This is a genomic window from Nocardioides sp. NBC_00163, from assembly GCF_045206295.1.
Classification (GTDB): domain Bacteria; phylum Actinomycetota; class Actinomycetes; order Propionibacteriales; family Nocardioidaceae; genus Nocardioides.
This window is the reverse complement of record NZ_CP108155.1, coordinates 1988619-2001843: the sequence shown is the minus strand read 5'-3', so window position 1 is coordinate 2001843 and position 13225 is coordinate 1988619. Positions and strand designations below refer to the sequence as shown.

Sequence of the window (13225 nt, the reverse complement as noted above, 5' to 3'; positions counted from 1 at the left end):
AGTCTGAGAGCAACCTGCGTGGGAGATCCCGCTGATGCGCAGATGCGCGACGCAGGCCCGCATTAACTTCGGTAAGGAATAACCATGGACTACAAGGTTGCCGACCTGAGCCTGGCCGAGTTCGGCCGCAAGGAGCTCTCCCTCGCCGAGCACGAGATGCCGGGCCTGATGGCCATGCGCGAGCGCTACGGCAAGGACCAGCCGCTCAAGGGCGCCCGCATCGCCGGCTCGCTGCACATGACGATCCAGACCGGCGTCCTGATCGAGACGCTGACCGCGCTCGGCGCCGACGTGCGCTGGGCCACCTGCAACATCTTCTCCACCCAGGACCACGCCGCCGCTGCCGTCGTCGTCGGCAACGGCACCGCCGAGGACCCCCAGGGCACCCCGGTCTTCGCCTGGAAGGGCGAGACCCTGGCGGAGTACTGGGACGAGGCCGAGAAGGTCTTCGACTTCACCGACGCCGACGGCAACAAGGTCGGCCCCAACATGCTCCTCGACGACGGCGGCGACATCACGCTGCTCGTCCACAAGGGTGTCGAGTTCGAGAAGGCCGGCGCCGTGCCGGGCCAGGACTCCACCGACAACGAGGAGTTCAAGGAGGTCCTCCGGGTCCTCGACCGTTCGCTGACGAACGACCCGCAGCGCTGGACCAACATCGCCAACGGCATCAAGGGCGTCACCGAGGAGACCACCACCGGTGTCCTGCGCCTCTACGACCGGTTCAAGGAGGGCTCGCTCCTCTTCCCGGCGATCAACGTCAACGACTCGGTCACCAAGTCGAAGTTCGACAACAAGTACGGCTGCCGCCACTCGCTCATCGACGGCATCAACCGCGCCACCGACGTGATGATCGGCGGCAAGGTCGCGGTCGTGTGCGGCTACGGCGACGTCGGCAAGGGCTCCGCGGAGTCGCTGCGCGGCCAGGGCGCTCGCGTCATCGTCACCGAGATCGACCCGATCTGCGCGCTGCAGGCGGCGATGGACGGCTACGAGGTCCGCCGCCTGGAGTCGGTCGTCGAGACCGCCGACATCTTCATCACCACGACCGGCAACTTCGACATCATCCGGGTCGAGCACTTCGAGAAGATGAAGAACCAGGCCATCGTCGGCAACATCGGCCACTTCGACAACGAGATCGACATGGCCGGCCTCGCGAAGATCCCGGGCATCGTCAAGGACGAGATCAAGCCGCAGGTCCACCAGTGGATCTTCCCTGATGGGAAGAAGATCATCGTGCTCTCCGAGGGCCGCCTGCTCAACCTGGGCAACGCCACCGGTCACCCGAGCTTCGTGATGTCGAACTCCTTCACCAACCAGACGCTGGCGCAGATCGAGCTCTTCACCAAGACCGACGAGTACCCGATCGGCGTCTACGTCCTGCCCAAGGCACTCGACGAGGAGGTCGCCCGCCTCCACCTCGGCGCCCTCGGTGTCGAGCTCACCGAGCTCAAGCAGGTGCAGGCCGACTACCTCGGCGTCCCGGTCGAGGGGCCCTACAAGTCGGACCACTACCGCTACTGACCAACCCTCGCCGAGTCGGCTCGTTCTGACCGAAAACCTCGCCGAGTCGGCTCGTCATGACGAGCCGACTCGGCAGGGAATCGGGTCAGGACGAGCCGACTCGCGCGTTGTGGGGTGGCTCATGTGACGCGTCGCACGCACTGGGTGACAGAATCGGACACATGGCCGATCGCAGTGCTCCCGACCAGCCCGCCAAGGGCAAGGTCCTCGTCGTCGATGATGATGCCTCGCTGAGCGAGATGCTTGCGATCGTGCTGAGACAAGAGGGGTTCGACTCACAGCTCGTCTCTCGTGGTGACATGGCGCTGCCGGCGTTCCACGACTACAAGCCCGACGTGGTGCTGCTCGACCTGATGCTTCCCGGGATGGACGGCATCGAGGTGTGCAAGCAGATCCGCAAGGAGTCGGGCGTGCCGATCGTCATGCTCACCGCGAAGGGCGACACGGTGGACGTGGTGGTCGGACTCGAGTCCGGGGCCGACGACTACGTGGTCAAGCCGTTCAAGCCCAAGGAGTTGATCGCAAGGATCCGGGCGCGGGTCCGCAGGCACGGCGACGCCGTGCCCGAGGTGCTGGAGATCGGCGACCTCACCATCGACGTGGCCGGCCACCAGGTGACCCGTGGCGACGAGCAGATCCAGCTGACGCCGCTGGAGTTCGACCTGCTGGAGTGCCTGGCCCGCAAGCCCCACCAGGTCTTCTCCCGCGAGGTGCTGCTGGAGCAGGTGTGGGGCTACCGTCACGCCGCCGACACGCGCCTGGTCAACGTGCACGTCCAGCGGCTGCGCTCCAAGGTCGAGCACGACCCGGAGAACCCCGAGATCGTCGTCACCGTCCGCGGCGTCGGCTACAAGGCGGGGCCCGTGTGACGCTCCAGCAGGTCGTCCGCACCACAGCCCGGACGCCCAAGAAGCTCCTGACCACCTGGCGCCGGTCGATCCAGACCCGCGTCGTGGTCTACACCGTGCTCCTCACCGCGGCCGCCGTCAGCCTGGTCGGGCTGATCCTGCTCGAGCAGATCGGCGACGAGCTGGTCCAGGACCGGGTCGCCGCGGCGAAGGCGGAGGCCTCCGAGGAGCTCTCCGCGGCCCGCTCGAGCATCGCGGAGACCTCGGGCGCCAACGGCGGCACGCCGCTGCAGCGCAACGATCTGGGCGACCCGATCATCCAGCGCAGCGTCTCGCGCGGCTACGGCGTCGTCATGGCCGGTCCGGTGACCTCGACCTCCGGCCGGATCAGCGACGACGGTGTCGAGTGGACACCCGGTGTGGACGTACGCAGCGTCCCGCGCACGCTCGAGGACCGCTTCCAGACGAACCGCGCCGAGCCGGCCTGGACCTACACCCGGATCTCCTACGACGACGGCGAGCGGTCGACGACCCCCGGCATCGTGATCGGGTCGCAGCTGGAGCTGCACGACGACACGTACAACATCTACTTCCTCTTCCCGATGGACCAGGAGCAGGAGACGCTCGGCGTCATCACCCGCGGGCTGCTGGCCGCCGGCGCGATCCTGATCCTGCTGATCGGCGTCGGCAGCTGGATCGTGACCCGCCACGTCGTCACGCCCATCCGGATCGCCCGCAGGACCGCCGAGCGGCTCGCCGCCGGCCGCCTCGAGGAGCGGATGGTCGTCCACGGCGAGGACGACCTCACCGGCCTGGCTCTCTCGTTCAACCAGATGGCCAGCGGGCTGCAGAACCAGATCCGGCAGCTCGAGCACCTCTCCCGCGTCCAGCGACGGTTCAGCTCCGACGTCTCCCACGAGCTGCGTACGCCGCTCACCACCGTCCGCATGGCCAGCGACGTCCTCTACGAGGCCAGGGACACCTTCGACGCCCCGACGGCTCGGGCGGCCGAGCTGCTGCAGACCGAGCTGGACCGGTTCGAGACGCTCCTGAGCGACCTGCTCGAGATCAGTCGCTTCGACGCCGGCGCGGCCGTGCTCGACCTCTACGACACGGACCTGACCGCGCTGGCCTACGCCGTCGTCGAGGCCTACACGCCGCTCGCCGACAAGCGCGACATCGAGCTGAAGGTCGTCGCTCCGAGTCATCCGTGCATCGCCCAGGTCGACCATCGCCGGGTCGAGCGGATCGTACGCAACCTGGTGGCCAACGCCACCGACCATGCTCTGGTGGGACAGACCGTCACCATCCGGATCGACAGCGACGAGCACGCGGCGGCGCTGACCGTGCGCGACCACGGTGTCGGGCTGGCCCCGGGGGAGACCGCCCTGGTCTTCAACCGGTTCTGGCGAGCCGACCCTGCCCGGGACCGTTCCAGCGGCGGCACCGGCCTGGGCCTGTCGATCTCCCTCGAGGACGCCCATCTCCACGGAGGCTGGCTGCAGGCCTGGGGCCGCCCGGACCAGGGTGCGCAGTTCCGGCTCACGCTTCCGCGCTATGCCGGCGCGGCGCTGAGGCACAGCCCGCTCCCGCTCGTCCCGGCAGACGCCCGTGACACCCTGGAGGCATCGTGAGACCCGTCTTCGCCGTCTTCCTGGCCGCGCTCGCACTCCTCGTCTCGGCGTGCACGGGCGTGCCCGACTCCGGCCCCGTCCAGAGCGTCGACCTGGCCGCGCCGGACGTGCAGGAGGAGGTCATCCCCTACAACCCCGGCGCCCCGCGCGCGGGAGCGTCCTCGGGCGAGATCGTCGACGGCTTCCTCGACGCGATGAAGGCCACCCCGATGAGCACCGCCTATGCCCGCCGCTACCTCACCAAGGACGCGGCGATGAACTGGGCGCCGGCCGGCCGCACCCTGGTCTACGGCGAGCTCGGCAGCCACGTCAGCTCCTCACCGCGGGTGTCGGTGGAGCTGGAGGACGCCGGCTGGCTCGACGAGCGGGGCGTATGGCGCGGCAAGCTGGCCGCCTCGCAGGCGATCCTCGACTTCGAGCTGACCCGCGCGGAGGGCGAGTGGCGGATCAGCTCGGCGCCCAACGCTTTGGTGGTCGAGGAGGACTGGTTCCTGACCCACTTCGCCCGCAGCAACCTCTACTACGTCGAACCGACCGGCCACACCCTGGTGCCGGAGCCGATCTTCGCCCCCAAGGGCACCTCCTACGCCACCACCCTGGTCTCCAGCCTGCTGAGCGGCCCGGGGGAGGAGGCGCAGGGCGTGATCCGCAGCGCGCTCCCGCCCGAGGCGGACGAGCCCCGCTCGGTGGACGTACGCGACGGGGTGGCCGAGGTCGACCTCGCCGGTGACCTGGATGACCACAGCTCCGAGGAGCTCCAGCTCATGGGCGCCCAGCTGGCCTGGACCCTGCGGCAGGACGTCAGCGTGGAACGTATCCGGCTCACGATCGACGGGGAGCCGGTGGTGCTGCCGGGCTACGGAGAGACGTTCAGCGTCGACAGCGGCGGCGGATACGATCCCAACGGCACCTCCGCGCGGGTCGACCTCTACGCGCTGCGTGGCGGCGCGCTGGTGACCAGCACCGGGGAGAACGGCGACCCGTGGGTGCCGGTGCTCGGCGCCTGGGCGAAGTCCCACGGCGTGACCGACGTCGCCGTCGACGCCGACGGCTCGACCGCCGCCGCGATCACCGCCGACCGCACCGGCGTCGTCGTCGGTGAGCTGACCAGCGACGGCGAGCTGTCCAGGGCCCCGGTGAAGGGCACCCGGCTGCTGAGGCCCTCCTGGGACCTCGCCGGCCGGCTGTGGCTGGTCGACAAGGACTCGACCGGCGCCCGGGTGATGTACGTCGACGGCGACCGCCGCGTCCGCGTCGCGGTGCCCGGCGTGACGGGGGAGAACGTGACCCGGTTCCTGGTCTCCCGTGACGGCACCCGGTTCGTGGCGGTGATCGACGGCGAGTCCTCGGACCGGATCGTGGTCAGCCGACTGCGGGCCAGCTCGAAGGGCGAGATCACGACCGCGACGTCGGCCGTCCTGCTGCCGCACCCGGACTCCGGGTCGATGCGGGTCACCGACATCGCCTGGACCTCGCCGACCACCATCGTCGCGGTCCAGCAGATCAGCTCGACCGCGCTCTTCCAGTCGGTCTCGCTCGACGGTGCCCCCAGCGGCGAGCGCTACACCCTCAGCGACCGGGTCACCGGTGTCGTCGGCTCCCCGGTGGCCTCGGCCCGCCTCTATGCCGTCTCCAGTTGGACCCTCCTGGATCCCCTCGACCGGTTCGACCTGGAGCTGCCCTCCGACCTCTCCGACATCACCTATCAGGGCTGACTCTCCACAGATTTATCCACAGGTACGCGGCCCCTGGTTGCCCCCGTGGCACGCACTTGGTCCACTCCACCCATGGACCTTGCAGACGCCTGGCACGACCTGGTCGTCGGCGGCCGCTGCGTCGGCTGCCGACGGCCCGGCAGGCTGCTCTGCCACGACTGCCGGGCCGACCTCCCGGACACGGCCCGGCCGAGCCCGCCGACCCCGGCGCCGCCGGGCATCGCCCCGGTCTTCGCGGCAGGGCCATACGACGGCACCCTCAAGCAGCTCGTCATCGGTCTGAAGGAACACCAGCTCCTCGGCCTCCGCAGGCCTCTGGCCGGCCTGCTCGCGCTCTCCGTCCTCGAGGCGATGGCGACGACCGGCACCGGCCCGACCGTCCTCGTCCCGGTCCCGTCGCGCCCGGCCTCCGTACGCGAGCGCGGCCTCGACAGCACCGAGGCGATCACGCGCAGGGCAGCCGCGATGCTGAGGCGGCACGGGCTCGGCGTACGCCATCACCAGCTGCTCCGCACCAGACCCGGTGTCGCGGACCAGGCCGGTCTCGACTCCCGGCAGCGACAGGCCAACCTCGACGGTTCGATCACCTGTCCCGCGTCCGGCATCCGGACACTTGCCAGGAAGATCCCGCGAGCGACGCTCATCGTCTGCGACGACGTGATCACCACCGGCGCGACCGCGCGGGAGGCTCAACGAGCGCTGGAATCGGTCGGTCTCGGCGTGAAAGCGATTGCGACCGTAGCGGCCACCCAGCGTCGGTCTCGCGTTCAAATGTAGGAAACCGTCATGTAATTCTGTTGAAGGGCTTTCGTGGGGCAGATCGGCGAACTACCGTCACTACATGGAGTCCGCCTGGGTCCGTGGTTGCGTCGCAGAGAGGTCCGCATTGCGGGCATCCGAGCGGCAAGCCGATGCCAGTCGCAGGCGAAACGGTCCACGTAACCCTACGCACCCAGATTTTGGGGCAAGGGGATCACGGTGCGGCTTAGAGATAAGTCCTGCCCTTGCCCTCCCGTCAGATACGGGAACCAGCAAGGAGAAGGTGGAGTGGCATCAAGCTGCTAAGCCTCAGCAGGCGATTGTGGGGTCGAAGACCAGGTCGGCCAGGCGGACTCCGTACCCCGGAGGTCACATGCGCTGACCGTCCGGGATCCCGCCAACCCCGAAACACCGGGAGGTACCGATGGAAGTTGTCGTCACGGCCCGCAACGCCGAGGTCTCAGACCGCTATCGCGCTCACGTAGCAGAGAAGCTCGCGAAGCTCGAGAAGCACGACCACCGCATCATCAGGATCAACGTGGAGGTCGACAACGAGCCCAACCCGCGCCAGCACAAGGGCGCCGTACACGTCGAGCTCACCGCATACTCGAAGGGTCCGGTCATCCGGGCCGAGGCGTGTGCCGAGGACAAGATGGGGGCGCTGGACCTGGCTGTCGACAAGATGGCATCCCAGATGCGCCGAGCCGCCGACCGCCGCAGAGTCCACCGCGGCCGTCGTACGCCGGTATCCGTCGGACAGGCACTCGCGGGCATCGAGCCCGACGGCCTGGCCACGACGTCCGAGTCCGAGCAGTTCGAGGAGGAGACGGTACGGGAGCACCAGGTCGGTCCGATCACGGTGACGGGGGAGGGGCCCTTGGTGGTCCGGGAGAAGACGCACACCGCGGAGCCGATGACGCTTGACCAGGCCCTCTACGAGATGGAGCTGGTCGGACACGACTTCTACCTCTACATCGACAAGGACTCGATGCGGCCGGCGGTCGTCTACCGCCGGCGGGGATACGACTACGGGGTGATCGCGCTCAACCGCGCAGACCTCGTCTGACGGCTGTGACGAGCAACCGCTCGTAAGCACGTCGGCCGGGACTTATCCATCCCTCAGGTGGATGAGTCCCGGCCATTCTCTTTGTCATCATCAGTTACGTGCCATGATGCATTCGTGTCATCTACATCTGGTGCCGATCGTGAGCCGGTCCGCGTCTTGGTTGTCGACGACCAGGAGCTCTTCCGAAGGGGCCTGGTCGCGCTGCTGGCGAGTGAGCCCGGCATCGAGGTCATCGGAGAGGCGACTAACGGCATCGAAGGCACCGAGCGCGCCGCGGCTTCCGCTCCGGACGTCGTGCTGCTGGACGTACGCATGCCGAAGCAGACCGGACTGGAGGCCTGCGTCGCCATCAAGGAGGCCGTCCCTTCGGCCAACATCATCATGCTGACCGTCTCCGACGAGGAGGCCGACCTCTACGACGCGGTCAAGGCCGGCGCGATGGGCTACCTCCTCAAGGACTCCTCGATCGACCAGGTCGCCCAGGCGATCCGGGTCGTCGCCGACGGCCAGTCCCTGATCAGCCCCTCCATGGCGGTCAAGCTGATGGAGGAGTTCAAGCAGATGTCCCGGCCGGACCGCTCCCCGGTCCCCGGCCCCAAGCTCACCGACCGCGAGCTCGAGGTCCTCGGCCTGGTCGCCAAGGGCCTCAACAACCGCGAGATCGCCAAGCGGCTGTTCATCTCGGAGAACACGGTCAAGAACCACGTACGCAACATCCTGGAGAAGCTCCAGGCTCACTCGCGCATGGAGGCGGTCATGTACGCCGTGCGCCAAAAGCTCCTCAACGTGGACTAGGCTGACGCCAGCGTCGCGTGCCGGTGGCAGACCGTGTCAGGCATGGAGGCGCCGGATTCGAAGGAGCACGACTGATGTTGTCGTCCCCTTCGCCCTCACGTGACTGAGGGCGAGAAGACCAGGCTGATCGCCTGGAGCAACGAGATGCGCGACGTGCACGAGCGTCTGCGCAAGGCCCTGCGGGTGACGCAGGAGACCATCGCCGCGGGAGATCCCGCCGAGCCCGCGGCTCGTGACCTGCTGCTGTTCTGTCATGGGTTCTGCGCGGCCCTGACCGGCCATCACGAGGGCGAGGACCGGGAGCTCTTCCCGGCGATCGCCCGGTCACACCCGGAGCTGCGCGAGACGATCCGCTATCTCGAGCAGGACCACTCCATGATCGGCCACCTCCTCGGCGGCCTCCAGGCCGCCGTCGATCGGGCCGCAACCCCCGAAGACCTCGGCAAGCACCTCGAGGGCATCTCCGCGATCATGGAGTCCCACTTCCGCTTCGAGGAGCGCAAGCTGCTGAGCGTGCTCGACACCTTGAGGCTCGATGCGGACGTCGGCGAGGTCTTCGGCCCGCTGTGAAAGAAACTTTTCTTTCACCGGCTGAGCGCTGCAACGGTTCGGCGGGAGCCGGTTCCGGACGAGACTTGTCCGGAACCGGCTCTAGAGTCGGTCTCGTGCCTCGCTCTCAGACACTCAGCCGCTCCCAGGCCCGCCGGATCGCGCTGGCGGCGCAGGGGTTCGCCGACAAGCCCCACACGACGCCGACGATGCGTACGTTCCAGCGCACGCTCGAGCGCACCGGCGTCCTCCAGGTGGACTCGGTCAACGTCCTGCAGCGCGCGCACTACATGCCGCTCTACAGCCGGATGGGGGCGTACGACACCAGGCTCCTGCACCGCGCCAGCAAGGGCCTCAAGGACCGCCGGATGGTCGAGTACTGGGCCCACGTGCAGGCGTTCATGCCGGTCGAGCTGTGGCCGCACATGCGGTGGCGGATGGACCACTACCGCGCCCAGAAGGGCTCGAAGTGGTGGGGGAGCGTGCCGGACGGGATGAAGGAGAAGGTGGTGGCGCTGGTGGCCGAGCAGGGAGCGCTCACCGCGCGCGATGCGGCCAAGGTGCTCGACGACGCGGGCCCCCAGACCAAGGACCACTGGGGCTGGAACTGGTCCGACTCGCGCAAGACCCTCGACATCCTCTACATGTTCGGCGAGCTGGCGATCTCGCACCGCAACGACCAGTTCGAGGTCGCCTACGACCTGCCCGAGCGCGTCATCCCGCGGATCCACCTGGACGCGCCGACGCCGTCGAAGGAGGAGGCCCACCTCGAGCTCGTACGCCGCGCCACCCGGTCCCACGGGGTCGGCACCGCCAAGGACATCGCCGACTACTTCCGGATGCGCGTCGACGACACGACACGCGCACTCAACCAGCTCATCGACGCCGGCGAGGTGGAGCCGGTCGCGGTCGAGGGCATCCGCAAGCAGGCGTACCTCTTCTCGGGGTCCCGCCTCCCGCGGCGCGTCGAGGTCCGTGCGCTGCTGAGCCCGTTCGACCCGCTGGTCTGGGAGCGGGAGCGCACCGAGGCGCTCTTCGACTTCTTCTACCGGATCGAGATCTACACGCCGGCGCCCAAGCGGATCCACGGCTACTACGTGCTGCCGTTCCTCCTCGGCGAGCACATCGTCGGCCGCGTCGACCTGAAGGCCGATCGCAAGAGCGGAACGCTCCAGGTCAAGGGTGCTTATACGGAGGAGGGCGCGCCCGTGGAGACGGCCATCGAGCTGGCGGCAGAGCTCGAGCGGCTCGCCGGCTGGCTGGGCCTGAGCGCCATCGAGGTCGATCCCAAGGGCGACCTGGCACCCCTGCTTGCGCCGTTGGTGTGAGTGGGTGACCGGGAGGTGGGTAGAGTGAGCGTGCTATCTGTCTGCCGCTAGTAGGAGCCCGCCACCGTGGCAATTCTCGACAAGATCCTTCGCCTCGGCGAAGGCAAGATCCTTCGCGAGCTCGAGGCCATCTCGAAGGCCGTCAACGCGATCGAGGACGAGTTCGTCGCGATGAGCGATGACGAGCTGCGCGGGATGACCGACGAGTTCAAGCAACGCCTGGAGAACGGCGAGGATCTCGACGACATCATGGCCGAGGCGTTCGCCACGGTCCGCGAGGTCACCAAGCGCGTCCTGGGCCAGCGTCACTACGACGTGCAGATCCAGGGCGGTGCGGCGCTCCACCTCGGCAACATCGCCGAGATGAAGACCGGTGAGGGCAAGACCCAGACCGCGGTGCTCCCGGCCTACCTCAACGCCCTGGCCGGCAAGGGCGTCCATGTCGTCACGGTCAACGACTACCTGGCCAAGTTCCAGGCCGAGATGATGGGCCGCATCTACGGCTTCCTCGGCCTCACGGTCGGCGTGATCCTGCCGCAGATGACCCCGGCGCAGCGCCGCGAGGCCTACAACTGCGACATCACCTACGGCACCAACAACGAGCTCGGCTTCGACTACCTGCGCGACAACATGGCCTCCTCGATGGCCGACCTTGTCCAGCGCAGCCACTTCTTCGCGATCGTCGACGAGGTCGACTCGATCCTCATCGACGAGGCCCGCACCCCGCTGATCATCTCGGGCCCGACCGAGGACGACGTGAAGTGGTACGACGAGTTCGCCACGATCGCCAAGACGCTGACCAAGGACGTCGACTACGAGGTCGACGAGAAGAAGCGCACCATCGCCGTTCTCGAGCGAGGCATCACCCGGGTCGAGGACCACCTCGGCATCGAGAACCTCTACGAGGCGGTCAACACCCCGCTGATCTCGTTCATGAACAACTCGATCAAGGCCAAGGAGCTCTTCCGCCGCGACAAGGAGTACGTCGTCGCCAACGACGAGGTCCTGATCGTCGACGAGCACACCGGCCGCATGCTCGCCGGTCGCCGCTACAACGACGGCCTGCACCAGGCGATCGAGGCCAAGGAGGGTGTGAAGGTCCGCGAGGAGTACCAGACCCTGGCGAGCATCACCCTGCAGAACTACTTCCGCCTCTACGAGAAGCTCTCCGGCATGACCGGTACGGCCATGACCGAGGAGTCGGAGTTCGACAAGATCTACAAGCTCGGCGTGGTCCCGATCCCGACCAACAAGCCGATGATCCGCAAGGACCAGCCCGACCTCGTCTACCGCACCGAGGAGGCGAAGTACGAGGCGGTCGCCGACGACCTGGTCGAGCGCCACAAGAAGGGCCAGCCGGTGCTGGTCGGCACCGTGTCGGTGGAGAAGTCCGAGTACCTCGGCAACATCCTCAAGAAGCGCGGTGTCCCGCACACCGTCCTCAACGCGAAGTACCACGCCGACGAGGCCAAGATCGTCGCGCTGGCCGGCCACAAGGGCGCGGTCACCGTCGCCACCAACATGGCCGGTCGAGGCACCGACATCATGCTCGGTGGCTCCGTCGACTTCCTGGCCGACCAAGAGCTCCGCAAGCAGGGCCTGGAGCCCACCGGCGAGACCGCCGAAGCGTACGAGCAGGCCTGGGCGCCGACCGTCGAGCGGATCAAGAAGCAGGTCGCCGCAGAGCACGAGGAGGTCACCGAGCTGGGTGGTCTCTACGTCCTCGGCACCGAGCGCCACGAGTCCCGCCGCATCGACAACCAGCTGCGTGGTCGTTCCGGCCGTCAGGGTGACCCGGGCGAGTCCCGCTTCTACCTGTCGCTGGAGGACGACCTGATGCGCCTGTTCAAGGGCGAGTGGGTCGACCGCATCCTGACCACGCTGAAGATCCCCGACGACGTGCCGATCGAGGCGAAGTCGGTGACCAAGTCGATCGCCAACGCGCAGACCCAGGTCGAGGGCCAGAACTTCGAGTCCCGCAAGAACGTCCTCAAGTACGACGACGTCATGGACCGCCAGCGCAAGGTGATCTACGCCGAGCGCCGCGAGGTGCTCGAGGGCGCCGACCTCGAGGACCAGATCCGCACCTTCATCGACGACGTCGTCACCGGCGTCGTCACCGGCGCGACCCAGGAGTACGCCGAGGAGTGGGACCTCGACCAGCTGTGGACCGACCTCAAGCAGATGTGGCCGGTCTCGGTCGAGCCCGAGAAGCTGATCGCGGACGCCGGCGGCAGCAAGGACGACCTCGACCGCAACGAGCTGATCGAGATCCTCAAGAAGGACGCCCAGGAGGCGTACGACCGCCGCGAGGAGGAGATCGGCTCCGAGGGCATGCGCGAGGTCGAGCGCCAGGTCGTCCTCTCGGTGCTGGACCGCAAGTGGCGCGAGCACCTCTACGAGATGGACTACCTGCGCGAGGGCATCGGTCTGCGGGCCTACTCGCAGCGTGACCCGCTGGTGGAGTACCAGCGCGAGGGCTACGACATGTTCACCGCGATGATGGACGGCATCAAGGAGGCCGCGGTCGGCTACCTGTTCAACCTGGAGGTCCAGGTCGAGCAGGCGGAGCCGGAGTTCCACTACCACCCCGACGGCACCCGTCACGCTGGTCCGATGCACGAGGGCGCGCTCGCAGAGCCGCCGGTCGGCGTCGGTCAGGCCGGTGGTCTCCAGGACATCTCCGCCGCCCTGAAGTCGCAGCCCGCCGCCCCCGTGTCCAGCGCCGGCGCTCCCCAGATCCACGCCAAGGGCCTGCAGAAGCCTGCCACCCCCAAGCACCTGGCCTTCTCCGGCCCGGACGAGCAGGGTCAGGCCGAGGCGCAGGGCGCCGTCAGCAACGCCGACGACCCCTACGCCAAGATCGGCCGCAACGAGCAGTGCCCCTGCGGCTCGGGCAAGAAGTTCAAGCAGTGTCACGGCCGCCCCGGCGGCCCGACCGGCCTCACCACCCGCGTCAACGGCTGAGGACCCTCAGCGATAACCCGTGGAGCGCTGTACGTACCAG

At 68.0% G+C, this 13225-nt stretch carries 10 protein-coding genes; all 10 read left to right on the top strand.

Annotated features, from left to right (window positions below; all coding sequences use genetic code 11):
- The first annotated feature begins 84 nt into the window (after positions 1-84).
- The 10 genes from ahcY to secA all read left to right on the top strand — a co-directional run bounded on the left by ahcY (position 85) and on the right by secA (position 13185).
- Complete coding sequence (gene ahcY / locus OG801_RS09565) at positions 85-1524, top strand: adenosylhomocysteinase (protein WP_355017892.1); 1440 nt, start codon at positions 85-87, stop codon at positions 1522-1524.
- Positions 1525-1685: 161 nt separating this feature from the next.
- A complete protein-coding gene (gene mtrA, locus OG801_RS09560) occupies positions 1686-2393 on the top strand; it encodes an MtrAB system response regulator MtrA (protein ID WP_355021991.1) in 708 nt (235 codons plus the stop codon).
- A complete protein-coding gene (gene mtrB / locus OG801_RS09555) occupies positions 2390-4006 on the top strand; it encodes an MtrAB system histidine kinase MtrB (protein WP_406035457.1) in 1617 nt (538 codons plus the stop codon). Before mtrA ends, mtrB begins: the two co-directional genes overlap by 4 nt.
- Complete coding sequence (locus OG801_RS09550) at positions 4003-5721, top strand: LpqB family beta-propeller domain-containing protein (protein ID WP_406035455.1); 1719 nt, start codon at positions 4003-4005, stop codon at positions 5719-5721. Before mtrB ends, OG801_RS09550 begins: the two co-directional genes overlap by 4 nt.
- A 72-nt stretch (positions 5722-5793) precedes the next feature.
- Entirely contained in the window at positions 5794-6498 is a 705-nt protein-coding gene (locus tag OG801_RS09545) for a ComF family protein (protein WP_406035454.1), read from the top strand.
- 406 nt (positions 6499-6904) lie between these two features.
- Positions 6905-7546: a ribosome hibernation-promoting factor, HPF/YfiA family gene (hpf, locus tag OG801_RS09540; protein ID WP_350715432.1), complete on the top strand. Its 642-nt coding sequence runs from the start codon at positions 6905-6907 to the stop codon at positions 7544-7546.
- Positions 7547-7660: 114 nt separating this feature from the next.
- The gene (locus OG801_RS09535; protein ID WP_045547972.1) at positions 7661-8341 is read left to right on the top strand and encodes a response regulator transcription factor; all 681 of its coding nucleotides are present in this window, start codon (positions 7661-7663) and stop codon (positions 8339-8341) included.
- A gap of 99 nt (positions 8342-8440) precedes the next feature.
- Entirely contained in the window at positions 8441-8911 is a 471-nt protein-coding gene (locus tag OG801_RS09530) for a hemerythrin domain-containing protein (RefSeq protein WP_355021995.1), read from the top strand.
- Positions 8912-9006: 95 nt separating this feature from the next.
- Positions 9007-10218: a winged helix-turn-helix domain-containing protein gene (locus OG801_RS09525; protein WP_406035451.1), complete on the top strand. Its 1212-nt coding sequence runs from the start codon at positions 9007-9009 to the stop codon at positions 10216-10218.
- 66 nt (positions 10219-10284) lie between these two features.
- Positions 10285-13185, top strand: coding sequence for a preprotein translocase subunit SecA (gene secA / locus OG801_RS09520; RefSeq protein ID WP_406035449.1), 2901 nt, complete (start codon positions 10285-10287; stop codon positions 13183-13185).
- The last annotated feature ends 40 nt before the right edge of the window (positions 13186-13225 follow it).

Bases quoted from the DNA above. Each gene is read 5' to 3' on its own strand.
- ahcY (WP_355017892.1), top strand. From the start codon at position 85: ATGGACTACAAGGTTGCCGACCTGAGCCTGGCCGAGTTCGGCCGCAAG.
- mtrA (WP_355021991.1), top strand. From the start codon at position 1,686: ATGGCCGATCGCAGTGCTCCCGACCAGCCCGCCAAGGGCAAGGTCCTC.
- OG801_RS09545 (WP_406035454.1), top strand. From the start codon at position 5,794: ATGGACCTTGCAGACGCCTGGCACGACCTGGTCGTCGGCGGCCGCTGC.
- hpf (WP_350715432.1), top strand. From the start codon at position 6,905: ATGGAAGTTGTCGTCACGGCCCGCAACGCCGAGGTCTCAGACCGCTAT.